This is a genomic window from Chloroflexaceae bacterium (assembly GCA_025057155.1).
Lineage (GTDB): Bacteria > Chloroflexota > Chloroflexia > Chloroflexales > Chloroflexaceae > JACAEO01.
The window spans coordinates 120606-144693 of the sequence record JANWYD010000010.1 but is presented as its reverse complement, the minus strand read 5'-3'; the positions used below and the strand labels follow the sequence as shown (position 1 = coordinate 144693).

Below are 24088 nucleotides of genomic sequence, written 5' to 3'. Positions count from 1 at the left end.
TCATCTGGACGCGGACGTAGTCTGATTGACGCTCGAGCAGGCGCCCAGAACCGCAATGGCCACTCTATGCCAGCGCCCCTATAGGGGCCTTGGCGCTAGCCCTTCTCGATCGGCAGGCCCACGGCATTGCCCCACTCGGTCCAGCTCCCATCGTAGTTGCGGACCTGAGGATAGCCAAGCAGGTAGGTAAGCACGAACCAGGTATGGCTGGACCGCTCGCCGATACGGCAGTAGGCGATGATATCCTTATCGGGCGTAATCCCCTTGCCCTCATAGAGCGCGCGCAACTCCTCGGGGCTCTTGAAGGTGCTATCCTCGCGCACGGCCTGGGCCCAGGGAATGTTGACAGCAGTGGGAATGTGGCCGCCGCGCAGGGCGCCCTCCTGGGGGTACTCCGGCATATGGGTGCGCTCACCGGTGAACTCCTGCGGGCTGCGCACGTCCACCAGCGCCACGCCGGAGGGACGCTTGATATGGGCCAGCACCTGGTCGCGGAAGGCGCGAATGGTGGTGTCATCGCGAGGCGGCGCAACGTACACGCCGCGGGGATAGGAGGGAACCTCGCGGGTCAGTTCGCGCCCTTCCATAATCCATTTAGCTCGCCCGCCATTCAGAATACGCGCGTCCTGGTGGCCAAAGAGCTTGAAGACCCAGAAGGCGTAGGTGGCCCACCAGTTATGCTTATCGCCGTAGAAGACCACCGTAGTATCATTGGAAATGCCCTTGCTCGCCACCACCTCGGCGAAGCGTTCGGCATCCAGATAGTCACGCACCACCGGATCGTTCAGATCGGTCATCCAGTCAAGCTTCACCGCGCCGGGGATATGGCCGGTATCGTACAGCAGAACATCCTCGTTGCTCTCGACGATGCGCACCCTGGGGTCATTCAGGTGGTCGGCGACCCAGGCGGTATCAACCAGCACTTCGGGATGGGCGTAGCCGCTCATCGCATGCTCCTTTACACTCGACGCTGTTATCGGCATGCACCCATTGTAGCCCCGGCGCCGGGTTTAGTCAAGTTGTTACTCTGGATACTCAAGAAATATGGCGTCGCCCTGGATGAAGGCGCGGTAGGCGGCGACCGGCTCAAAGGCGGGGAGGGTGCGAGGAGCGCCGGTGCGCACATCGAATAGCGAGCCGTGCAGCGGGCACTCAACGCACAGCTCGTCGGGATCGAACTCGCCCGCGCTGAGGGACGCCTCGGCGTGAGAGCAGGTATCGTCAATCGCGTACACCTCATCGGCGACGCGAAACACGGCGATGCGCCGCCCGTTGACCTCGAAGGCCCGTCCCGTCCCGTCGGGAAGATCGGCCAGGGTTGCAATGGTGATGTTTGGCATAAGCGCCTGGTGGTTCCAGGGGGGCAACCCTGAAGGTTGCCCCACCCTATGTCATCCGGCCAGCTCTTTACCCGACCGACCCCTCCATCTCCATCTGGATGAGGCGGTTCAGTTCCACGGCGTACTCCATGGGCAGTTCGCGGGTGAACGGCTCCATGAAGCCGAGGACGATCATCGAGAGCGCATCGGCTTCGGGCAGGCCACGGCTCATCAGGTAGAAGAGCTGCTCCTCGCCGATGCGCCCGACGGTGGCCTCGTGGGCCAGGGTGCAGCGATCCTCCTCGATCTCGATGAAGGGGATGGTGTCGGAGGCCGAGCGCTCGTCAAGGATGAGCGCGTCGCAGTTCACGTTGATCTTCGCGCCGTAGGCGCCGCGGGCCACCTTGGCCAGACCGCGGTAGGTGGTCTTGCCGCCATCCTTGCTCACCGACTTATTGGTGATGCGACTAGTGGTTTCGGGGGCGATGTGGACCATCTTCGCCCCGGCGTCCTGGTGCTGGCCCTTACTGGCGTAGGCCACGCTCAACACCTCGCCGCGGGCCTTGCGCCCCATCAGGTAGACCGAGGGGTACTTCATCGTCAGCTTGGAGCCGATATTGCCGTCCACCCACTCCATGCTGGCCTCTTCGTAGGCCACGGCGCGCTTGGTAACCAGGTTGAAGATGTTGTTGGCCCAGTTCTGAATAGTGGTATAGCGGAACTTGCCGCCCTTCTTCACGATCACCTCGACCACCGCCGAGTGCAGCGAGTTGGTGGAGTAGATCGGCGCGGTGCAGCCTTCGATGTAGTGGGCCTCGGCGCCCTCTTCGATGATGATCAGCGTGCGCTCGAACTGGCCCATGTTCTCCGCGTTGATGCGGAAGTAGGCCTGGAGCGGAATATCCACCTTGACCCCGGCGGGCACGTAGACGAACGATCCGCCCGACCAGACCGCGGTGTTGAGCGCAGCGTACTTGTTATCGGCGGCGGGCACGATCGTGCCGAAGTACTGCTTGAACAGCTCGGGGTACTCCTTGAGCGCCGTATCAGTGTCGAGGAAGATCACCCCCTGTTTTGACCACTCTTCGCGCAACGAGTGGTAGACCACCTCCGACTCATACTGCGCCCCCACGCCGGCCAGGAACTTGCGCTCGGCCTCGGGAATGCCCAGGCGCTCAAAGGTGTTCTTGATCTCCTGGGGCACGGCGTCCCAGTCGGTCTGCGGGCGCTCGCCAGCGCGCACGTAGTAGTGGATGTCGTCGTAGTTCAACTCGGCCAGTTCCGGGTTGGCCCACATGCCGCTGAGCGGAGTCGGCTTCTGGTTAAAGATCTCCAGGGCCTTCAGCCGGCGCTTCAGCATCCACTCCGGCTCGCCCTTCATCCCCGAAAGCTCGCGCACAATCTTCTCATTCAGACCCTTCGGGGCCTTGTAGAGGTAGTTCTCTTCGTTGCGGAAACCATACTTGCTATAGTCAAACTGGAGATTGACCGCCTCGGCAACCATGCATATCCTCCTCAGTAATGGTTATGCGTCATTATCCATTGTTCGGCGCGCACCGGCTGATTGTCATATGTCACGCCCCGGTAGGACCGAAGCAGCGGCGTAGCTGTTGCTTCGGCCCTACGCGTCATCAACATCCACCGACCCCACTCCGTACAGCCCGGCCTTGAGCGCCTTGAGCGCGAGAAGGGCGCACTTGAGACGGGTGGGATTTTTATTAAGCGGAATGCCGATCAGCATAAGCAGATCGTCTTTGCTGAAGGCTCTGGCCCTTTCAACGTTCATGCCTTTGATCTCGTCGGTGAGCATCGAGGCCGAAGCCTGGCTGATGGCGCAGCCCTTGCCGCTGAAGCGCACATCGGCGATCACCCCATCTTCAATCAGCAGATCAATGCGCACCCGGTCGCCACAGAGGGGGTTGTACTCCTCGTGGCTGATGGTCGGGTGTTCGAGCGTGCCGTAGTTGCGGGGATAGCGGGCATGCTCGAGGATCTGCTCGCGATAGATATCTTCCATTCCACACCTCAGGCGAACAGGCGCTTCGCCTTCTCCAGGCCCGCGACCAGCCGGTCAATCTCCTCCGCTGTATTATAGATGTAGAAACTGGCCCTGGTGGTGGCTGGAACATCAAGATGGCGGTGAAGCGGCTGGGCGCAGTGGTGCCCCGCACGCACCGCAACGCCTTCGCTGTCAAGCACCGCGGCCACATCGTGAGGATGCACGCCTGCCAGGGTGAAGCTGATCACCCCGCCACGCTGATCGGTGCTGTGCGGACCGTGAATGGTCAGCCCCGACACCTCGGCCAGACGCCCCAGGGCGTAACCCAGCAATTCAAGCTCGTGCCGGCGAATGGCCTGCATCCCCACGCGGTTGAGGAAGTCCACCGCTTCACCCAGGGCGATCGCCTCGGCGATCGCCGGCGTCCCGGCCTCGAAGCGCGCCGGCACATCGGCGTAGGTGCTGTGGTCGAGTTCCACTACCTTGATCATCGAGCCGCCGCCGAGGAAGGGCGGCATGGCTTCGAGGATCTCGCGGCGCGCCCACAGCCCGCCGATGCCGGTCGGGCCGCACATCTTATGGCCGCTGAAGACCAGGAAGTCACACTCCAGTTCCTGCACGTTCACCGGCATGTGCGGCACGCTCTGCGCTCCGTCCACCAGCAGCTTCGCGCCGACGGCATGGGCGCGCCGGGCCAGATAGGTCACCGGGTTGATCGTGCCCAGTACATTTGACTGGTGCGTCACCGCCACCAGGCGAGTGCGCTCGGTGAGCTTCGCGTCCAGTTCCTCCAGCGCCAGGCGGCCCTCGCTGTCGAGGTTCAGGTAATCGAGCTTCGCGCCCACACGCTCAGCAAGCATCTGCCAGGGGACGATATTGGAATGGTGCTCCATCAGCGTGAGCAGGATGCGGTCGCCAGGACGCAGAGTAGCATCGCCCCAGGCGCGAGCCACCAGGTTGACCGCCTCGGTCGCGTTGCGCGTAAAGACCAGCTCGCGCGGCGAAGCGGCGCCGATGAAGCGCGCCACCTTGCCGCGGGACCGCTCGTAGGCGAAGGTGGCCTCTTCGCTGAACTTGTAGATGCCCCGGTGCACGTTGGCGTTGTAGCGCCGGTAGAAGTCTTCAAGGCAGTCAATCACCTGGCGCGGCTTCTGCGAGGAGGCGGCGCTGTCGAGGAAAGCCACGAGCTTGCCGTTAACCTCCTGCTGAAGGATGGGAAACTCGCGCCGGATGGCGAGCACGTCAAACTGGGAGAGAATAGACATAGCGAGCCTGCTAGCCGGTACGGGCCGGGCGGCGCGCCGATTAGCGATCCGCGCGCCACGATGAGAGATGATTGCAAAAGAGCCATGCTTCCGTCAGGGTCCTGTACCGATCCACCCTCCTCCCACCCTCCCACCGTTGGGGGAGGAGCAAGGTTCTCTCCCCCGGCGGGGGAGGGTTGGGGAGGGGGCGGGAGCGACGAGACCCGTACCCTCCCGGGACCTCTCGAAGTTCAGCTCAGATCCTGGCCTCGATGGCCGCCTCCAGCTCCGCGCGCAGCGCCTCGACGGGAATGGTGTCGAAGGCCGGGCCGAAGAAGCCCATGACGATCATGCGCTTGGCCTCAGTCCTGCTGATGCCGCGGGACTGCATGTAGAAGAGTTGCTCCTCGTCCACATCGCCGCTGGTGGAGGCGTGACCGCCCTTGAGCACGTTGTTAGTGTCAATCTTGAGGCCGGGGATCGAGTCGTTGCGGGCGCCGGGGTTAAGGTGCAGAGCGTGCTCCTCCAGCCGCGTGCTGGTGCCGGTCGACTCGCGCTCGATCTTGATCATTCCGTCAAAGATCGAATACCCCGTATCGTTGACCACCGTGCGGAACTCCATGTAGCTCTCGGCGTGATGGCCAATATGCCGCAGCCAGGGCGCGATAAGCAACCGTTGCGCGTCACCGGCGAAGGTAGCCCCCAGCCAGTTGACCCGCGAGCCGTCTCCCTTCAGCGTGGTCTCCGCCTCGATGTGCTGCACCTTCGCGCCGATAGCCACGCTGGTCCACTCCAGGTCGGCGTCGCGCTCAAGAACGACCTTCTGCCCGCCAATATGGTACACGCCATCGCCCCAGCGCTGGATGCTGACGAAGCGCACGCGGCTGCCGGGACCAGCGAAGATCTCGGTGACCGGAGCGGCCAGGGCCGTGTCGGGCTGATCATCGGAGATGAACTCCTCGATCAGCGTCACCTGAGCGTTATCCTCGACGATCACCAGCGTGCGAGGGAAGGTCGTGCGGCTGCCGGCGGGCAGACCGTAGCGCACGCGGATGGGCTTCTCAGCGGCTATATTCTTCGGTACATGGAGCAGGACCCCGTCCTGCCACAGGGCGGCGCGCATGGCGCTGAACTTATGCTCCAGCGGAGCCACCGCGGCGTCCATCCGCGCCTCGATCAATTCGGCGTGGCTGGCCAGCGCCGCGCCCAGCGGCTTGAGCGTCACGCCCTGCCCGGCGAGCGCCTCGTCCCACTCCAGGGTGAGGGCAGTGCCAGCAGTTGGCGCCAGTTCTTCGGGGCGCAGGCCGCTGAGGTCGGTGCGGCGCCACTCCGGCGGGCCGGCCTGGGCGAAGAAGCTCCAGGCCTGACTCCGGCGCTCGGTGAGCCAGGCCGGTTCACCGCGCTGCCGCGAGATGGCGGCGATGGCATCGGCGCTCAGTTCTTTCAGGGTAAGCGATGTCATAGGTCTTTCTGGCCCTTCAACTCATCACGCCGTTCCCGCCAGCTCCTCGCGCAGCCAGTCGTAGCCCTTCTCTTCCAGTTCGAGCGCCAGCTCGGGGCCGCCTTCGCGCACAATGCGCCCATCCATCATCACCGAGACGAACTGAGGCTTGATGTAGTTAAGCAGCCGCTGGTAGTGGGTGATCACCAGAACGCCCATCTCCGGCCCGGCCAGGCGGTTGACACCCTCGGCGACGATGCGCAGCGCGTCAATATCGAGGCCCGAGTCGGTTTCGTCCATAATCGCCATACTGGGCTTGAGCATGGTCATCTGGAGGATCTCCAGGCGCTTCTTCTCGCCGCCGCTGAAGCCCTCGTTCAGGTAGCGCCGGGCGAAGCTCTCGTCCATTTCGAGCAGCTTCATCCCTTCGCGCAATTGCTTGCGGAACTCGGCCACGGGAATGGCGGTCTCCTTGGGGTCCTTGCCCTCCTCGGCCCGGTGGGCGTTGATCGCGGCGCGCAGGAAGTTAGCGACCGTCACCCCCGGCACCGACACCGGGTACTGAAAGGCCAGGAACAGTCCGAGCTTACTGCGCTCATCAGGTTCCAATTCAAGAATGTTCTGGCCCTTGTACCAGATCTCGCCGCCGGTGACCTCGTAGGCGGGGTGGCCGGCAATCACGCTGGCCAGCGTGCTCTTGCCACTGCCGTTGGGACCCATGATGGCGTGGATGGTGCCGCCCTGAACGGTCAGGTTGACCCCCTTGAGGATCTCCTTGTCGCCGATCTGCGCATACAGATCCTTGATGACCAGGTCGTTGCTCATGTGCTCCTCTATGTTTCTTCGTTGAGTGCCTGAACCTGAGTTTCCGGATGCCATAGGGTGGGAGGATGTTTCTCAGGGAGGGCAAGCTTTCCCTGCAACCCTCCTTGCAAGAGCGGCCCGCCACGCTCAAGGGCAAGCCCTCCCCGCAACCTTAATTCCTGTAAAAGGAAATAACGCGGCGCATCATCGCCATGTATCACCGAGACCCTACAGCCACATACAGCAATCCAAAATCCAAAATCCAAAATCCAAAATCCCATTACCCTTCGTCCTGCGCGCCCACGGGATCAGCGGCGCGCGCGGGGGTCAGGGGAATGTCCCCGCTCTTTAGCACGAAGCGGCAGGTATGGGCGCCTTCGCGAATGGTGCTCTCCAAAGCCAGTTTCTCACCCAGGGCATATTCAATCATCTGGCGCTCCATTGAGCAGACCTGGGGGTGATCCTGGGCCACATCGTAGAACGGGCAGGCGAAGAGACGGATGCCATCGCCGCCCTCGGCCACCTCGGCGGGCACGCCGCGCTGCTCGAGCAGACGGCGCAACTCGTTCAGCCGCTCCCTGACCTCAGTGCCAGCCATGCGATCGGCGTACTCCTCGGCGAGGCGCCGGCTGACACGTTCGAGCAACAGTTCGACTTTGTCCGGCCCCTCCAGGGCGATCAACTCGCGGAGCAGGCCGGTGATCAGACGATCATACTGTTTGGGGAAGCGACTGCGCGCCTCGTCGCTGAGGGTGTAGACCAGGCGGGGCCGGCCAGGGCCATGGCGCTCGGCGCGCACCGTCACCAGGCCTTCGGCCTGGAGATGGATGAGATGGTCGCGCGCAGCGGTGGTGCTAACGCCGAGGAGAGCGGCCAGGTCTTTGACCGTGGCCTCGCCAGCGCGCTGAAGATGCTGCAAGATCTGTCCGGCTGCACTGCTGGCGGAGTAGCCGATCACAAGCATAGTCGCAATCCTCCGAACTACTGGGGTATAGTCTACCAGCGTTTAGAGGTTTTGTCAATAAAAAAGGAAAATACTTTGTTTATTCATCGAGGGCGCGTTGCACCCGAGAGGGCATGGGAGATGCCCTCGCGCATTCCGGGCGCAACCTGGAAGGTTGGGTTGCCGTTCGCTGGCAGACTGGCAGGGGCATGGGAAAACCGGGTTTCCCATACTTTGCAACCCGGAAGAACTGGCAGGTAGGTGGCCGCTCGCAACCCGGTCAAATGGCCCGTGAACGCACCGGTTCTCCGTGCTACACTCACCCCATGACGCCCACAGGGAGCGCCCGGGCGGCGGCGCCGGTTGCCGCGGCCCGGCTGCCCGGGTAACCCGCAGGAGACGAGGAGGAACAGATGAGCACGAAGTGGGAATACAAAGTCGCCTTTGTCGAGCGGTGGGAGCGTGTCTCGGTGGAGGGGCGCGAGACGCGCCCGGAGAAGGGCGAGCGGCGCAGCGCGTTCGGGCGGCGCTTTCTCAACACCCTCGGCGCCGATGGGTGGGAACTGAGCGGCGTGCAGCACACGATGCCGGGGCGAGTCTACCTGATCTTTAAGCGCCCTCTGGAGGGCAACGCCGAGCCGGATCTCTCGGTCGTGCGCGGCGAAGCGGTGATGCAGCCGGAGGGCCAGACGCCGCCTCCAGCGCCGCCGCATGAAGGAGGCGTCGGGCCGCAGGTGGTGTCGTTGTAGCCCGAAACGTTTCTGGGAGGGCATGGCCCTCCCAGACCCTCTCCGATCCGTAGGTTTCCGCGTTTTACGAACGACCCTCGTGTCGGCGGGGATGAACCCGCGGGCCGCGAGCGGCAAAGGGACCGGCGCCGCCCTCGGCGGTGTTTGCCTTCTCGTTCGTCAGGCTGATGCTGGGAGGCTGCGGGCCGTCACTGGGGGCGATATGGAGCCGGCCAACCTCCTGCATGCGCAGTTCCTCAGCCTGGCGCAGAAGATGGGGCGCCGCTTCGTAGAAAAACTCCAGCGCCTCGCCGTGCCTATCCACGCCAGTGTAGTCAACCACCACATGGCTGCCGGCGGGGATGCCGCCGGAGGCGATCAGATCGGCCAGGGGAGCGTCAATCAACTTGAGCAGTTGCTGGCGCAGCGGACGGGCGCCAAAGCGGGAGTCAAAGCCCTTGCTCAGCAGATACTCGCGCGCCTCGGCGGTAACGCTCACCTGAACGGCCTGGCGCAGATACTGCTCGTTGCACTCGCGCAGCATCCGGTCGAGCACCTGCCGCAGCACATCGCTGGAGAGCGGGCGGAAGGCGATAATCTCATCCAGGCGGTTGATCCACTCCGGCTGAAAGACCTTCTGCAGCGCTTCAAAGCCAATCTGATAGATCTGCTGACCCGTGGCCTCAACATCGCCGTGGGGGGTGCGAAAGCCAATCGTGCGGCGGTCGAGATAATCCACCATCTCTTTGGCGCCAACGTTGGTGGTAAAAACGACGATGCTATTATGGAAGCTCACGCGGCGACCGCCGTTGAGCAGCAAGATCTCGCCATCTTCCATCACCTGGAGCAGCAGGTTCCACAGTTCTGGCTGGCCCTTTTCAATCTCGTCGAAGAGAACAACGCTATTTTCCTGTTCAATGATCTCCGGGTTGAGCAACGGCTTCTGGTCGCGCCCGACGTAGCTGGGAGGGGCGCCAACCAGGGCGCTCACCTCATGGCCCTGGCTAAAGAGCGAGCAATCAATCTTCAGGAACGCCTCGCCGTCGGGCCGGAGCAGTTGGGCCAGGGCGCGTGCCGTGGCCGTCTTGCCCACGCCGGTTGGACCGAGGAACAACAGCGTGGCGCGAGGACGACGGGGATTACCCGCCGAAAAGCCAAAACGCGCGCGGTTCAGCACGCGGATCACACTCTCGATGGCTCGTTCCTGGCCAAAGATCTGTTCGCGCAAACGGCGCTCTACCGCATCCAGCGGGTTGGCGTTGCCCCGCACCGCCCGCGTCATACCCCGGTGTTTCTCTGTCATACCGCCTCTTCGGAACTGGTGGCGCGGCGCCAGTGGATCTGGCGCTCCTCAGGCATTTCCATGCCACGATTGTAGCATGCCGTGTGTACGATACCGTAGCCTCGGAGGTGGAGTAAGGCCGAAGCATTGGCTGCGCCTGTGCTTCGGCCTTATGGGGTGGGGCGATGTCCCTCAGCGCAGGCGCATGACGGCGGACACAATCGTAATGATGTTAAACAGGTGCAGGCCAAGCGGCATTCCGATGAACAGCGCCCCGATGACCCCCGGCGAGAGCACTCCAATCATAGCCACGGCCAGACCGCTCAACATGAACAGAAAGCCCGCGACATAGGCAATGCCCACGGTCAACTGCATCAGTTGGCCGCGCTTGCCGCGGGTGAAGCGGTCGGTCAGGCGCACCAGCAGGTCGCCGGCCACCGGCCCCAGCAGCAAGGCGACGAGCAAGCCAAAGAAGCCAATGCCGCTCAGAAGCAGGAAAGCGAGGGTCGAGACCAGGATGCTGTACACCACGGTCGTGGCGCCAGCGATGGCGCTCTCGACAGCAGAGACCTGGTAGTTGACCGGCCGCCGGGCTCTGGCGCATTCAGGGCAGAGCTGGCCCACAGCGGCGGGGCGCACACAATCGGCGCAGATGGGCCGATCGCAACTGGTGCAGCGCAGGCCGGTCTCGCGGTCAGGGTGCAGATAGCAGAACCGGGTTGCAGCCGGAGCGACGGTCGCCTCAGACGGCGGCGCCGGAGGCGCTTCGGGCGCGGGGGCAGGTTGCGGCTCGCGCTCGCGGACGCCGCCGGGGGCCAGCACCTCGCCTGCGGCCAGGCGCGCCTCGACCTGTTCCAGCACGGCGCGGGCGTGCTCGTTGTCGGGGTCAATCTCCAGGGCGCGCAGCAGGTGCTCGCGCTTCTCGCGGTAGGGGCGCACGCTGCCGGCCATGCCGATCAGCGCGTCCACCCGGCGGGGATCGCGCTCCAGCGCGGCGCGAAAACGCTGGCGCGCGGTATAGGTGTCTCCGGCGATCAGCGCTGCATTCCCCTCGGAAACCAGCGCGGTCACATCGTCGGTAGTTTCGGTCATGTCTGTCATAATGGCCCTCCTAGGGTCATTATAACAGTTTGACGGTGGCGCGGGGGGCTGTCCTCACCCTTCCCCGCCGCTGGCGCAGCGGGGGAGGGCGAGGACGGACTGCCAGGCAATGACTTCGAGGGATGGGTGGGAAAACCCTGGTTTCTCCACCCCCCTGCCGGTCTGGAAATGGACCGTAGCGCCACCCTCCGGGTTATGCGCAGGGAAACCCGGGTTTCCCCATCTTCACTGCAGCAACCCCAGTTCCGCCGCGCGGGCGGCGGCCTGGGTGCGGTCGGCGGCGCGGAGCTTGGCAAGAATGCGTTCAACGTGGTTCTTGGCCGTGCCCGCGCTGATCCCCAGGCACTGGCCGATCTGGCGGTTGGTGCGCCCCTGAGCCAGCAGGCGCAGCACCTCCAGCTCGCGTGGCGTCAGCCGGTCCGCCAGGCCCGCAGGGGCCGGCGCGGGCATGGCGCCCAACTGCTTCAGGGCCTGGATAAGCAGGTTCTGGGTCAGCAGCTTTTCACCGCGGCCAGCGCGCTGGATAGCCTCCACCAGCTCGTCGCGGGAGGCGTGCTTGAGCACATAGCCCGCCGCGCCGGCCCGAAAGGCCTCGAGCATGTACTCAGGATTGGCGTACAACGTGACCATCAGCATCTGGATGTGGGGATGGGCCAGTTTCAGCGCCCGGGCGGTGGCCAGGCCGTCCATCCCGGGCATGCGCACATCGAGGAGCACGACATCAGGCCGTTCGCGGTGGCAGAGTTCGAGGGCCTGCGGGCCATTGCTGGCCTCGCCAACCACGACGATCCCCGGCTCCGCGGCGAGCAACGCGCGCAACCCCGCTCGGGCAAGGTCGTGATCGTCTACGATGAGCACGCGCAGGGGCATGGAAGACGGTGGCGCGGGCGGGGCGTCGGGCATAGCAGAACCTCCTGGATTTTGAATTTCGGATTTTGGATTGCGGATTGTTATTGGTATTCACTGATGTTTTCGGCGCGCCATAATGAGAGCCAATACGTGACGTTTACGCCAGTCGCTGCGACTGTAAACGCTGCTGAAACAAGAGCGTCAGTGGCCTCTCCCTGGCGGGAGGGAAAGCGGGGGCCGTGGCGCAACGACCCATGGTGGATGCTCAAACAGGTCGCCAGCGACCATAGTTGGTTTCGCATGCAAAAAACTGCGAAAACATCAGCATAAACGCAACACGGTTCAGTATAGGCGCTTCGCGAACCGGGCCGTAACCGGCGCCGCGCCGGGGGAGCGGGAGAACGAGATTTCCTGGGAGGGCAAAGCCCTCCCAGACCCTCCCCTTAGGGGCAGGGGGGTGGGGAAACCTGGTTTTCCCACCCTCCCCCTACCCCCTTTTCCGCAGCACAAAGAAGTAGTACGGCCCGTCGTCGCCGGGCGGAGCGTCATAGATGCGCCGTAGCAGCGGCTCCCAGAGCAGGTTGGGGGTGAAGGGCGGGGCCAGCAGCCAGCGCCCGGTGAGCCAGCGGGTGAGCAACGAGGGAGCGCCGTAGTAGTGACTGAGGTCGAAGAGCTTCAGAGCGGCGGCGCTAAGGTAGGGGCGCCAGGCAAGCACCTCGAAGCCGGCCCGCTCGAAACGCGCGCGCCACTCGTCTGCGCTCAACGTATTAAAATGGTAGGAGATGCGGTTGAACCAGCGCCCGTAGCGCGATCCGTCCAGGCCCAGGCGGTTGAGCACCCAGACGCCGAGCAGCTCCTCGGAGAAGCGGTTGCCCACCACCGAGGCCACGAAGAGTCCCCCGGGCCGCAGCACCCGCGCCGTCTCGGCGAGGGTGGCGTCGAGGGGAATGATGTGCTCCAGCACACAGTTGGAGATGGCGCTGGCGAAGCAGTGGTCGGGGAAGGGCAGGGCCGCGCCGCTGGCGACGCTCAGCCCGGCGTAGACGCCCCGCGCGCGAGCCTCGCGCGTGTCGGCCAGCAGCGGATCGATGCCGAAGATAGTCTTGCCGGGAAGGGCGATCTGCACGAAGGCGCCGTCACCGCTGCCGAGGTCGAGGATCGGCTCGGGCAGATCGGGCGCCAGTTCGGCCAACAGGCGCGCCTCAACCGACCGGATCATGGCCCGGTGAACGGGCAGGGTCAGCAGGTGGGGCCGCAGGTAGTCCCGCGGTGGGGAGGCTGGGCGCATGGGTGCCATGTCATGTGGAGCTGTAGAGCTGTGGAGCTGTAGACGTGTAGCGCAATGGCATGGTATGATCCATAGTGGAGTGCCCGCCCGCTCCACACCTCCACACCTCTACACCTCCACACCTCTACAGACCGGTTACGTGAACGTATACGGTCAGGCTGAAACAATCGGATCTGAACCATACCCTAGGGGGACACGCCTTTCGAGCCACGCCTCCGCAGCGTTTCAAAGAGCTGTTCATAGGCCTCAGCGGTCCGCTCGGTGGAGAACTTCGCGGCGATTTCGGCCCGCGGGCGCACGTAGCGCTCGCGCAACTCGATCACCCGCAGGATGGCCGCGGCCAGGGCGTCGCTGTCACCGACAGGCACCACTTCGCCCATCCCTGTCTGGTGCACCGGCTGCCGCACGCCGGGCAGGGCGCTGGCGATCGACGGGGTGCCGCAGAGCATGGCCTCCACCTGCACCAGGCCGAAGGTCTCGGTGGAGTTTAATGAGGGCACCACGATCACGTCAAGGTTGGGGAAGAAGGCGGCCATCTCGCGCGGGCCGAGCGTGCCCAGAAAGGTCCAGTGGCGGCTGAAGCGGGCGAACTCGGGCGCGAGGCGCTGGGCATAGGCCTCTTCGCCGAGGACGTTCTCGTGGGGGCCGGCGAAGAGCACCCGCGTCTCAGGGTAAACCTCCAGGACGCGGGGCAGGGCCTTGAGCAGCACCTCGACGCCCTTCTCGGCGGCGAGCCGGGCGGCCATGCCAATGACCGGGCGGCGCAGGTTCCAGCGTTCGCGAAAGGCGGCGATCTCCTCAGGCGTGGCCTCGGCCACCTCCACGGGGGGCGGGATGACGACGATCTTCTCGCGGAAGCGCCGCAGGTAGGGCGAGTGGTCGGCGAAATCCTGGGTGTAGGCGACGATCCGCGTCGCCAGGACGCCAGCGGCGAGGTTGGCGGCGTCCACCACCTTGTTGGCGACGGTGTTGAGCATGCTGAAGGGCAGTTGCAGGTCGCTGTGGTAGGTGAGCACGACCGGCTGGCGGAAGAGGCGCCCGCGCAGGGCCAGGCCGGGCGCGTCGAACTGGGGCAGGTGCAGGCTCATCACATCGTGGTTCCACACCAGCGAGGTGGCCAGCCAGCCGAAGGTGGGCATGATCACGCCCTTGCTCACCCGCGCCACCACCGGGGCGCGCACGACGCGCACCCCGTCCATCCACTCGGTAAGGGGCAGACTGGGATCGTACTGCGAGGTGAGCACGGTCACCGCGTGGCCGCGACGGGCCAGTGCGGTCGCCAGACGCTGGACGTAGATCGTCAGGCCGCTGATGTAGGGACGGTAGTAGGTAAGGGCGCAGAGGATTCGCATTACCGGAACAACTCGCGATGCTCCGCGACCCATTTCCAGAGACGCTGCATGCCCTCTTCGAGACCGACGCGAGGGCGCCAGCCCAGATCGCGCTCAACCTTGCGAATGTCGAGCACGCAGACGCGCTGATCGCCGGGCCGCCATTCGCCGAAGCGGGCGGCCTCGACCTGACGGCCGGCCAGGCGGCTCAACAACGGCTGAAACTCGGCCCAGATCGAGAGGGTATGCTCCGGGCCGCCGCCGACATTGTAGATCTGCCCGGCGATGGTTTCGATGCGGTCGAGCGCCAGTTCGTAGAGATCCACCAGATCGTCAATGTAAAGCATGTCCCGCACCTGCTTGCCATCGCCGTAGATGACAATCGGGCGGCCGGTCTGGGCGGCAATGACGAAGTGCGCCGCCCAGCCCTGATCCTCCACGCCGAACTGGCGCGGGCCGTAGATCGCCGACTGGCGAAAGACCACCGTGGGCAGACCGTAGATGCGGTGATAATCGCGCACATACTGGTCTCCAGCGCCCTTGGAGCAGCCATAGGGCGAATAGAAATCCACCGGATAGGTTTCGGGCACCCCGTAGGGCAGGTCGCGGTAGCGGTAGCGGGTCTCTTCTTCAACAATCGCCAGGTCGGACATCGCGCCATAGACCTTATTGGTCGAGGCGTAGAGCACCGCCGGGCGCGCCGGGGCGCGGCGGGCGGCTTCGAGGACGTTGAAGGTGCCCAGGGCATTGATCTCAAAATCGGTGCGCGGATCGAGCACCGAAGTGGTGACAGCGACCTGGCTGGCCAGGTGGATGATGGCCTCGGCATCGGCGGCGGCAAGCATCACCGCCCGCGCATCGCGCACATCGCCGCGGATAAAATCGAGCGCACCGGGCGCGTCGTCGGCGAACCGTTCGAGCCAGTCGAGATTATGGGGCGTACAAGGCCGCGAGAGGTTATCGAACACCGTCACGCGGTGCCCGCGCATCAACAGGCGATAGGCCAGATTGCTTCCGATGAACCCGGCGCCGCCGGTGATTAAGATCCGCATAGTTCGCTCTTCACTCGTCAGGCGCCTCGGAAGGAGGTTTACCGGGAGGATGACACCTTCCCGGCTCATTCCGTCAGACAGGGATGCCGGGCGCCTTCCTTGTCCGGGGCGCAACCCGGAGAGAGAGTTGCGCCCGGCGCTCTCACTAGTTTGTAAACAAAGTTTTTCGCTATACCCCGCCCCCTCCCCAATCCTCCCCCGCCGGGGGAGGGGTCCGGCTGCTCCCCCCCAACGGGGGGAGATTGGGAGGGGGGCCGAAAGGCCAGGAAACTTACTTTACAGACTACTCACAGGCAGGGGCATGGGCAAAGCCGGTTGCTCCGAACCCCTCTACAGACTCCGGCATTATACTGACGCGCGCAGCGGCTGACAAGGCGCGCCGGAACGTAAAACGCCCCGCGTGGCGGCGGGGCGAACCGATTGGAGGCGACGGCGGGAATCGAACCCGCGAATGGCGGTTTTGCAGACCGCTGCATTACCACTTTGCTACGTCGCCAGTAACAGCTTTATTCTAGCACAGCGCCGCTCGGGCCGCAACTGCGACCGTAATAGCTAATATTGCATCTACCGAACATGTTCGCACCGCAGAGGGCGCGGAGGGTTCCAACAATCCTTGCGCGCTCTGCAGTAAATCTGAACACGTACCCGTAATGATGCGCCAGACCCTGCTGATCTTCGCCAAACAACCCGTCGCCGGCCAGACCAAGACCCGCCTGTGCCCTCCCCTGAGCCATGCCGCGGCGGCGGAGCTGTACGCCTGCTTCCTGCGCGACACCCTGGCGCTGGCCCGTCAGGTCCCGGCCTCGTCACGGGTGGTCGTCTACCAGCCTGTGGAGGCCGCCAGCTACTTTGCGGCGCTGGCCCCTGATTTCGCCCTGCTGCCCCAACAGGGCGCCGACCTCGGCGAGCGTATGGAGCGCTGCTTCGCCACGGTTCTGGGCGCCGGCCCCGGCGCCGCCGTGCTGATCGGCTCCGACATTCCCACCCTGCCCGCGGCTTACGTCAATCGCGCGTTTGCACTCCTTGGCGCGCACGATCTGGTGTTCGGCCCCAGCGATGACGGCGGCTACTATCTGATCGGCATGCATCGCCCTCACTCGCGCTTGCTGCGCGAGGTGACAATGAGCACGCCCACGGTGCTGCGCGACACCCTGGCGATCGCCGCCGAACTGGATCTCCGCGTCGCGCTGTTACCTGGCTGGTACGACGTGGACACCCCCGCCGACCTGGCGCGGCTGCGTATCGAACTGGCCGCTGCCTCTCCGACAGTTGCGCCGCACACCAGAGCGTGGCTGGCAACGTTCGCGGAACATTGACCCGTCCTTCGGCGGCTCTCAAAGCACCGGATATACCAGCAGCCTGCTCACCCCATAGGTGAGCAGCGCCATTGCGATCGCGATGAGCGTTATGCGCACGAAGAGGAGCTTGAAGTTCGAGACCAGGCCGCTGAAGAAGAGCACCAGGGCCAGGATCACCGTGTTAAGCACGTACCGGTCAGCGGTCTGGTTGGCGGCGATGCCCTGGTCGAACATTTCGCCAGCTTCGCGTTCCAGCCGGTTGGCTTCCTCCTGAGCGGCGAGCCGGTACTCCGGCATTTCGAACGGGCTGGAGGCGGCCTGCGGGTTCTCGAGGGGGCGACTGGCCAGCCACGCCTCAAAGGCCGGCACGAACTCGGGCCGGAAGCGCGTCCGGTAGAAATCCGCCAGCGCCTGATTCTTCGCGGCGACGGCCTCGAGCCAGTCGGTGAACAACTGCACGTCAAGCTGGACGTTGCGGCTGGCTATCCCGCTGTTTCTGACCGACTCGACGCGCAGCGCGCCTGCCTGGTTATAGCGCGTCGCCATCTGCCCGTTCCACAGGCCGGCCTGATAGCCGCTCCAGGAGGTTCCCAGCGCCGCCAGCGAGAGCAGGATGGCTGAAAGGGTTTCGATCACCTTCAACCACTGCTCGGTGCTCAATCCGAGACGCCCCTCCAGTCGCTCGGCCATCTCGCGTTTTGACCTCTGGTTTTGCATCGCGCACCTCTGGACCTGACACCCACGGGGCAACCAGGTCGCACGGGCCTCTGCCCGGTGAGGGTTCGGGAGGGCAAGGCCTCCCCAGGAACTCTCTTGATTTGCACCCGGGGCAACCGGCTTGCCCTGCGCCCCCGCTTACCCCAGCGGCGACCCGTCAGGGTCGGCCACGTGAATACGGAACAGGGCTTGGCGGGTTTCGCCGTTCACCTGGGCGTACACGGTGATCTCCCACTCCCCGGGCATCTGGTAGACCGAACGGGCCTCGTACTGGCCCGGCCCCACGGGTGTGGCCAGCGGCTGCGCGCCGCTGAGGCAGATCATGTTCATGTCCAGGTCCAGGTAAACGCTGGCCCCGTCGAGGGGGCGACCCAGCCGGTCGGTGAGCGTTACACGGAAGCGCTGGGGCTGGTTGATCTGCGGATCGCGCTGCGTGTCCAGGGTGATGGTAAGGCCATTGACTGTCTGCTGGGCGCGCACCTGGTCAGGGGCGAGCGGCGGCAGGCTGCCCCCGCCACAGGCGCCGGCCAGGAGCGCCGCCGCCAGAGCCACGAGAAACATCAGCGAGCGCCAGGCGCCCCGCCCCGGCCACGACCGGCGCTCCTTGAGCGGCCGGTCAGCCCTGTGACGATGAACATCACGTCCCGGCATGGGCGCCGGGAGTCTTCCCGCGCGCACGGTCAACCTTCCTTCAACAACGCGCGAACGTCTGCCGCGATCACCTCAGGGGGCGTGCCGAAGCTATATACGACGCGCAGGCGCCCCTCGGCGTCAATCAGATAAGTCGCCGAGCTGTGGTCTACCAGGTAGGCGGCGCTGGTGCCTTCGGGCGTGTTGCGCTTGTAGTACAGCCCGTACTCCGGGCCGATCCGCCGCAGGGTGGCATCGTCGCCCTGCAGACCGATGAACGTCGGATCGAAGGCCGCCAGATGCCGTGCCAGCACCTCAGGGGTATCCCGCGCCCCATCCACGCTGATGAACACCACCTGCAACTGTTCGCTATCAGCGCCAAGATCGGCCTTCACCCGTTTCATCTCCGAGAGGGTCATCGGACAGACATCGGGGCAGAAGGTGTAGCCGAAGAAGAGCAGGAGGGGCTTGCCGCGCAACTCGCTAAGGCTCAGATCGCGGCCCAGGCTGCTGGGCAGGGTGAAATCGCTCAGTTGCGTCGGCGGTTCGATGCGCGTTCCCTGCTGGACCGAAGACTCGGGCGCGGGGCCGGGCGCGGGTCGAGCACAACCGCTCAGGAGGGCCAGGATCAATGCAATCGAGAACAATCCCAGACGAGGCATAGTTTTTTTCCAATCGGTTATGAAGTAGCCAGATTATGGGACGACCCTCCGGGTTGTCCCACATGCAACCCGGAGGGTTGTCCCACATGCGCTTCACGGGGCCTGTGCCCACCTCAAGGCATCCGCACCGGAGCGTCCACCGTCACCTCGCCGGCGCGTTCGAACTTCAGCGTCAGCCGGACGGTCTCGCCCGCGGCCAGATCACGCTTCAATCCGATCAGCATCACGTGGAGGCCGCCGGGCTTCAATTCGACCTGGCCATTCGCGGGGACGGGGATGCCGCCGGTGACCGGCGCCATCTGCATCACATTATCCACCATTTTGGTCTCGTGCAACTCGACCACTTCGGCAACATCGGTGCTGGCAGAGACAAGCCGGTCGCCTGCGCCGCCCCGATTGACCAGCACCATGTAGGCGGCGCTGGTGCCACTCGGAGGCGTCATATCGGTGCCACCGTGACTGCCATGGCCGCTCATCCCGCCCTGGGCATCCATCCCGGTCATCTTGGCGGCGCGCACCCAGGGTTCGTTGACGGAAATCTGAGGCGCCGACGCGCCACAACCAGCCAGCAGGGCCACGCCCACCAGTATGAGCACGAGCACGTTTGTCACTCGCATAATTCGTGTCCTCCAGGTATAAAATGCGGTTAATCCGCTTGCTGTCGTAAACTTGCGAGACACAAGGTTCCCCCACCCTCTGCCTGCGGGGTGGGGCAATCCTCCGGATTGCCTCTGTACTACCTGGGGAACACAGAACGCGGTGGAGGTGTCGGCGGTGACAGGAAGGGCGGAACATAACCTCGAGCAAGGCTCAGGACGGCGATAAGCGTCAGCAGGCCAGCCAGGGGCAGCAGCGGCGGCGCCGGGGGAAGCAGTTCGAAGAAGGCTCTGGGCGAGCCTGCCGCGGGCGCGTCGGCGTCGGCGATCGTCGCCGCCGGCGGGTGGTGCGCGCCGCAGAGGAACCAGGCGATTGCCGGTCGTTCCCCGCGCGCCGCCAGGAAGCAGTGGAACACGCAGGTGAGGGGCGCGAGCAGGCCCAGTTCAAGGGCGATCAGCAGGCCGAGGGCGCGCGGCAGCCAGCGCCAGGCTGCACTCCTGCTCCAGGCGATACGGCCGGGCATGCAGAGCGATACGGCGCGGCGGCGAACAGTTCCTTCCCCTATCTGCGTGGCATCCATCACAAATGGGACTATACCAGATCGCGCCGCCGCGCTCAAGTTGAGATTGCTTCACCGGCTTCCAACCGGTGCTGGGAGCTCAGGCGCCCCAACAGCAGTTGGAAAGCGGGGAAACCGGGTTTCCCCACCTTCTCAGGTGTAGGGTTTTCCAGCACATCCTCGCGTCACATGCGCCATCCGGGACATTGGGACGCCCAACTTCCCGCTCTCCACCTACGGTGGAGAGGGGGGCGGGGGGTGAGGATCACAAGCGCATTGGAATGCCGAAAACTCCTTCTCGCTCGAAAAACCCTACACCTGAGAGGTTTCCCCACCTCCCCTCCCACCCGAGGGTGCACAAGTGGCCCAACCTTCGGCGTCATCCCCCTACACTCCACTCCAGAGGTCGCTCGGCGTACAGATCGGCCCGGGTCGGGGGCAATTCAACCCGGCCACGGGCGGTTTGCCGGGCGAACAACATCTGCACAATGCCGATCTGCCCGACGCGGAAGCGCCAGGCCGAACCGGCCAGGTAGAGCCGCCAGGCGCGGTACAACCGCTCGCCCACCAGCGCGACCGCCTCGGTCTGGCGCGCCTCCAGGCGCCGCCGCCAGTGATCGAGGGTCACGGCATAATGCTCGCGCAGGCTCTCCAGGTCGCGCGGCTCGAACCCGCACTCCTCAGCGTAGCTCAACATCTCGCCAGCGGGCAACAACTCGCCGTCGGGGAAGATGTAGCGTTGAATGAAGGCCCCCTGCCCCCATAGCCTGGCCCCGATGCGGCTCAGGCTGGTCTGGCGTTGCCGCGTCGCCAGGACGATGCCGTGGTTGAGGAACAGGCCGCCGGGGCGGGTGTGGCGGAAGGCCGCCTCGAAGTAGGCGCGCATCTGCGCGCGGCCAACGTGTTCGACCATGCCCACGCTGACAACCTTGTCGAACACCTCTGAGGGCGGCAGTTCGCGATAGTCGCAGATCTCCACCCGACAGCGCCCGCTCAACCCTGCCGCCGCGATTCGCTCGCGAGCCAGTTCGGCCTGGGCCTCGCTGAGGGTGATGCCCAGGGCCTCGACGCCGTAGCGTTCGGCAGCATAGCTGATCAACCCGCCCCAGCCGCAGCCAATGTCGAGCAAGCGCTCGCCGGGGCGCAGGCGCAGCTTCCGGCAGATCAACTCCAGTTTGGCCTCCTGAGCCTCGTCGAGGGTCTCGCCGCCTGTCGGGAAGTAGGCGCAGGAGTAGACCATGCGCCGGTCCAGCCACAGGGCATAGAAGTCGTTGCCGAGATCATAATGGTGGCGCACGGCGGCGCGATCGCGTTCCAGCGAATGGCGCTGACCCTGGTGTTGAAACCGCCCGTCCGTCTGAGCAACCGGCGTCTCATCAGCGGCAGGGAGGGCCTGCAGGCGCAGCATTACCCGCGCCAGGCGCCCTGGAGCGGTCAGCAAGGCCCCAAGCTCGTCGGCCACTCCGCTGGCGGCGCCGAGATCGCCCTCGATGTCAATATCGCCACGCAGATAGGCTTCGGCCAGGGTTAACTCCGAGGGGGGCGCGAGCATGCGCCGAAGCGCGTCGGGACGTCGCAACACCAGCGTGAACGCGGGCGCCCCGCCCGGCGCCTCGCGGCTGCCATCCCAGAAGGCGACGGCGAAAGCGCGCCGTTCTGGAGGTCCAAACAGATCCGCCAGGATCTTACGGCTCAGATCAACCGAGTCCGTAGCAGCTTGCTGCGTCGTTGTTTGCCTGGGCGCTTGCAGAAAGTCCATCGTTGACCCTCCTCCACAGGTACAATACAACCAGCAAGGGGTTATAGATTGAACAATTATATCGAATAATGCGTCATAATGCGTGAAATATGTCACTCTGACAAACAAAGGGGGAACCCGGCTTCCCTACACCCCGGCTATTGAGGGAACGAATCGTAGCGCAACTCTCCAGGTTGCACCCAGGGAGCTTCATCCACTATGGACCACCGCGATCCCGCCCGGCGCGCGGCCGAGTTGCGCGCCGCCATCGAAGAGGCCAATTACCGCTACTACGTGCTCGACGCTCCGACCCTGAGCGACGCGGAGTATGACGCGCTGATGCGCGAGTTGCGCGCCCTCGAGGCGGCCCACCCCGAGTTGATCACCCCCGACTCGCCTACGCAGCGGGTAGGCGGGGAGGCCAGCAGCCTGTTCGCCAGGGTGCGCCACCCTCAACCCATGCTCTCCCTCGGCAACGCGATGAACGAGGCCGAACTCCGCGAGTGGCGCGAGAGCCGCGTGCTCAAGCTGCTCGGCCCCGATGTTTCCGTCTCCTATGTGGTCGAGCCAAAGATTGACGGCCTCGCCGTGGCCCTCACCTACCGCGGTGGGATCCTGGTGCAGGGAGCCACCCGCGGCGATGGCGAGGTGGGCGAGGATGTCACCGCCAATCTGCGCACTGTGCGCGACATCCCCCTGCGCCTGCGCGACCCGCAGGAGACGGGGCTGCCCCTGGCCAGCCTGATCGAGGTGCGCGGCGAGGTGTATATGCGCACCGCCGACTTCGAGGCGCTGAACGAACGTCTGGCTGCCGCCGGTGAGAAGACCTTCGCCAATCCCCGCAACGCCGCCGCTGGCTCCCTCCGCCAGAAGGACCCCGCGATCAGCGCAGCGCGGCCCCTGCGCTTCTTCGCCTACGGCGTCGGCCCCTTCGAGGGCGTCACCCTGACCGGCCAGTGGCAGGCGCTCCGCTACCTGCGCGCCCTGGGCTTCCCCGTCAACGCCGATGCCCGCCACTTCGAGGACTTCGAGCAGGTTATCGCCTACTGTCGCGAGTGGATGACCCGCCGCGACCAGCTCCCTTACGAGGCCGACGGCATCGTGATCAAGGTGGACGACTTCGAGCAACAGCGCGTCCTGGGCGCTGTGCAGCGCGAGCCGCGCTGGGCGGTGGCCTTCAAGTTCCCCGCCCGCGAGGCCGTCACGCGCCTGCTTAACATCACCGTGAACGTGGGCCGCACAGGGGTGGTGACGCCCAACGCCGAACTGGAGCCAGTGGTTATCGGCGGAGTGACCGTGCGTAACGCCAGTCTGCACAATGCCGATTACATCGCCGAGCGCGACATCCGCATCGGCGACTATGTGATCGTGCAGCGGGCCGGAGATGTCATTCCCTACGTGGTGGGACCGGTGCTGCGCCTGCGCACCGGCGCCGAGCAGCCCTGGAGCTTTCCCACCCACTGCCCGGCCTGTGGCACGCCCCTGGAGCGGCAGCCTGGCGAGGCGGCCTGGCGCTGCCCCAACTTCGGCATCTGCCCGGCCCAACTGGTGCGCCGGATTGAACACTTCGTCAGTCGCGGCGCGATGGACATCGCCGGCATCGGCGAGCGTCAGGCCGAGCTGTTCGTGAACATGGGCTGGGTCAACGACGTGGCCGACCTCTACAACCTGACGCCGGAGCACTTCCAGGGCGTCGAGGGCTACGGCCCCAGACGGGTCGCCAATCTGTTGCGGGCTATTGAAGAGTCGAAACAGCGGCCCCTGGAACGGGTGATTATTGGCCTGGGCATTCGCCACGTCGGCAGTGTGGCCGCCGCAGCTCTGGCGGCCCATTTTGGCAGTCTCGACGCGATCATGGCCGCCAGCCAGGAAGAACTTCAGGCCATTGACGGCATCGGCCCGGTGGTGGCCGCCAGTGTGGCGGACTTCTTCAGCCGCGAGGAGGAGCGGCGCGTGGTCAAAAAGCTCCGCGCCGCAGGGGTGCGGCTGAGCGGCGGGACCTCGCGCCCGAGCGCCAGCGCCAGTCTCGCCGGCAAGACCTTCGTCCTCACCGGTACGCTGCCCACGCTCACTCGCGATCAGGCCAGCGAGCTGATCATCGCCCACGGCGGCAAGGTTACCGATAGCGTCAGCAGGAAAACCAGCTACGTGGTGGCGGGGGCCAATCCGGGGAGCAAACTGGCCCGAGCCGGGGAACTTGGCGTGCCTGTGCTCGACGAAGCAGGCCTGCTGGCGCTGATCGGCGCCGGTGACGGCAATATCGAAGGCGAGCCGTCTCTCCCTCCGGCCCCACAAACACAGTAGGGGCGACCAGCCGGTCACCCCTGCCTGTCCGCCCTGAGACGTGTTCGTGAGAGATCCTCGCCCTCCCAGAACCCGCCCCCGGGCCGTCTGCCTTCACTTCAGGCAGGCATCGCACCCGCCCCCGTCCGTCTGGCAGTGACCCGCGCCTTCGTAGCGCGCCTCCCTGGAACGCGGCCACTTTCTTGATCCCTGCACCGCTGCC

General features: G+C 65.1%; 23 protein-coding genes and 1 tRNA gene. 3 read left to right on the top strand and 21 right to left on the bottom strand.

Translation table 11 applies throughout. The features are described from left to right. Positions 1-95 precede the first annotated feature (95 nt). The 8 genes from NZU74_11175 to NZU74_11140 all read right to left on the bottom strand — a co-directional run bounded on the left by NZU74_11175 (position 96) and on the right by NZU74_11140 (position 7771). The gene (locus NZU74_11175) at positions 96-947 is read right to left on the bottom strand and encodes a sulfurtransferase (GenBank protein MCS6881885.1); all 852 of its coding nucleotides are present in this window, start codon (positions 945-947) and stop codon (positions 96-98) included. Between the two features lie 75 nt (positions 948-1022). Further along, positions 1023-1340: a non-heme iron oxygenase ferredoxin subunit gene (locus tag NZU74_11170; GenBank protein MCS6881884.1), complete on the bottom strand. Its 318-nt coding sequence runs from the start codon at positions 1338-1340 to the stop codon at positions 1023-1025. Positions 1341-1407: 67 nt separating this feature from the next. After that, positions 1408-2823 carry a Fe-S cluster assembly protein SufB gene (gene sufB, locus NZU74_11165; protein ID MCS6881883.1) on the bottom strand — a complete coding sequence of 472 codons (1416 nt, stop codon included), beginning with the start codon at positions 2821-2823 and terminating at the stop codon, positions 1408-1410. Positions 2824-2940: 117 nt separating this feature from the next. After that, the gene (locus NZU74_11160) at positions 2941-3336 is read right to left on the bottom strand and encodes an SUF system NifU family Fe-S cluster assembly protein (protein ID MCS6881882.1); all 396 of its coding nucleotides are present in this window, start codon (positions 3334-3336) and stop codon (positions 2941-2943) included. Positions 3337-3344: 8 nt separating this feature from the next. Next, entirely contained in the window at positions 3345-4583 is a 1239-nt protein-coding gene (locus NZU74_11155) for a cysteine desulfurase (protein MCS6881881.1), read from the bottom strand. 235 nt (positions 4584-4818) lie between these two features. Continuing rightward, complete coding sequence (gene sufD, locus NZU74_11150; protein ID MCS6881880.1) at positions 4819-6024, bottom strand: Fe-S cluster assembly protein SufD; 1206 nt, start codon at positions 6022-6024, stop codon at positions 4819-4821. Positions 6025-6048: 24 nt separating this feature from the next. Then, positions 6049-6828, bottom strand: coding sequence for a Fe-S cluster assembly ATPase SufC (gene sufC, locus NZU74_11145; GenBank protein ID MCS6881879.1), 780 nt, complete (start codon positions 6826-6828; stop codon positions 6049-6051). A gap of 259 nt (positions 6829-7087) precedes the next feature. After that, a complete protein-coding gene (locus NZU74_11140) occupies positions 7088-7771 on the bottom strand; it encodes a MarR family transcriptional regulator (GenBank protein MCS6881878.1) in 684 nt (227 codons plus the stop codon). Positions 7772-8163: 392 nt separating this feature from the next. On the opposite strand from NZU74_11140, the gene NZU74_11135 reads away from it, so the two are divergent. Next, positions 8164-8499: a DUF4177 domain-containing protein gene (locus tag NZU74_11135; GenBank protein MCS6881877.1), complete on the top strand. Its 336-nt coding sequence runs from the start codon at positions 8164-8166 to the stop codon at positions 8497-8499. 64 nt (positions 8500-8563) lie between these two features. On the opposite strand, the gene NZU74_11130 is transcribed toward NZU74_11135, so the two are convergent. The 7 genes from NZU74_11130 to NZU74_11100 all read right to left on the bottom strand — a co-directional run bounded on the left by NZU74_11130 (position 8564) and on the right by NZU74_11100 (position 15877). Next, a complete protein-coding gene (locus NZU74_11130) occupies positions 8564-9781 on the bottom strand; it encodes an AAA family ATPase (GenBank protein ID MCS6881876.1) in 1218 nt (405 codons plus the stop codon). A 171-nt stretch (positions 9782-9952) separates the two neighbouring features. Beyond that, positions 9953-10861, bottom strand: coding sequence for a hypothetical protein (locus NZU74_11125; protein MCS6881875.1), 909 nt, complete (start codon positions 10859-10861; stop codon positions 9953-9955). Positions 10862-11086: 225 nt separating this feature from the next. Then, entirely contained in the window at positions 11087-11764 is a 678-nt protein-coding gene (locus NZU74_11120; GenBank protein ID MCS6881874.1) for a response regulator transcription factor, read from the bottom strand. Positions 11765-12197: 433 nt separating this feature from the next. Next, entirely contained in the window at positions 12198-12998 is an 801-nt protein-coding gene (locus NZU74_11115; protein MCS6881873.1) for a class I SAM-dependent methyltransferase, read from the bottom strand. Between the two features lie 185 nt (positions 12999-13183). Continuing rightward, on the bottom strand, positions 13184-14350 hold the full coding sequence (locus NZU74_11110) for a glycosyltransferase family 4 protein (protein ID MCS6881872.1): 1167 nt from the start codon (positions 14348-14350) through the stop codon (positions 13184-13186). After that, the gene (locus tag NZU74_11105) at positions 14350-15381 is read right to left on the bottom strand and encodes a GDP-mannose 4,6-dehydratase (GenBank protein MCS6881871.1); all 1032 of its coding nucleotides are present in this window, start codon (positions 15379-15381) and stop codon (positions 14350-14352) included. Before NZU74_11105 ends, NZU74_11110 begins: the two co-directional genes overlap by 1 nt. Before the next feature lie 421 nt (positions 15382-15802). After that, positions 15803-15877, bottom strand: a tRNA-Cys gene (locus tag NZU74_11100). A 154-nt stretch (positions 15878-16031) separates the two neighbouring features. On the opposite strand from NZU74_11100, the gene NZU74_11095 reads away from it, so the two are divergent. Next, a complete protein-coding gene (locus NZU74_11095) occupies positions 16032-16697 on the top strand; it encodes a TIGR04282 family arsenosugar biosynthesis glycosyltransferase (protein MCS6881870.1) in 666 nt (221 codons plus the stop codon). An 18-nt stretch (positions 16698-16715) separates the two neighbouring features. On the opposite strand, the gene NZU74_11090 is transcribed toward NZU74_11095, so the two are convergent. The 6 genes from NZU74_11090 to NZU74_11065 form a co-directional block, all read right to left on the bottom strand. Next, on the bottom strand, positions 16716-17396 hold the full coding sequence (locus tag NZU74_11090; GenBank protein MCS6881869.1) for a hypothetical protein: 681 nt from the start codon (positions 17394-17396) through the stop codon (positions 16716-16718). Positions 17397-17534: 138 nt separating this feature from the next. Continuing rightward, on the bottom strand, positions 17535-18047 hold the full coding sequence (locus tag NZU74_11085) for a FixH family protein (GenBank protein ID MCS6881868.1): 513 nt from the start codon (positions 18045-18047) through the stop codon (positions 17535-17537). 29 nt (positions 18048-18076) lie between these two features. Further along, positions 18077-18688: an SCO family protein gene (locus tag NZU74_11080; protein ID MCS6881867.1), complete on the bottom strand. Its 612-nt coding sequence runs from the start codon at positions 18686-18688 to the stop codon at positions 18077-18079. A gap of 113 nt (positions 18689-18801) precedes the next feature. After that, on the bottom strand, positions 18802-19305 hold the full coding sequence (locus NZU74_11075; GenBank protein MCS6881866.1) for a copper chaperone PCu(A)C: 504 nt from the start codon (positions 19303-19305) through the stop codon (positions 18802-18804). Between the two features lie 119 nt (positions 19306-19424). Beyond that, a complete protein-coding gene (locus NZU74_11070; GenBank protein ID MCS6881865.1) occupies positions 19425-19808 on the bottom strand; it encodes a hypothetical protein in 384 nt (127 codons plus the stop codon). A gap of 415 nt (positions 19809-20223) precedes the next feature. Continuing rightward, the gene (locus tag NZU74_11065; GenBank protein ID MCS6881864.1) at positions 20224-21603 is read right to left on the bottom strand and encodes a cyclopropane-fatty-acyl-phospholipid synthase family protein; all 1380 of its coding nucleotides are present in this window, start codon (positions 21601-21603) and stop codon (positions 20224-20226) included. Positions 21604-21801: 198 nt separating this feature from the next. Here NZU74_11065 and ligA point away from each other — a divergent pair, with 198 nt between their 5' ends. Then, entirely contained in the window at positions 21802-23886 is a 2085-nt protein-coding gene (gene ligA, locus NZU74_11060) for an NAD-dependent DNA ligase LigA (protein MCS6881863.1), read from the top strand. The last annotated feature ends 202 nt before the right edge of the window (positions 23887-24088 follow it).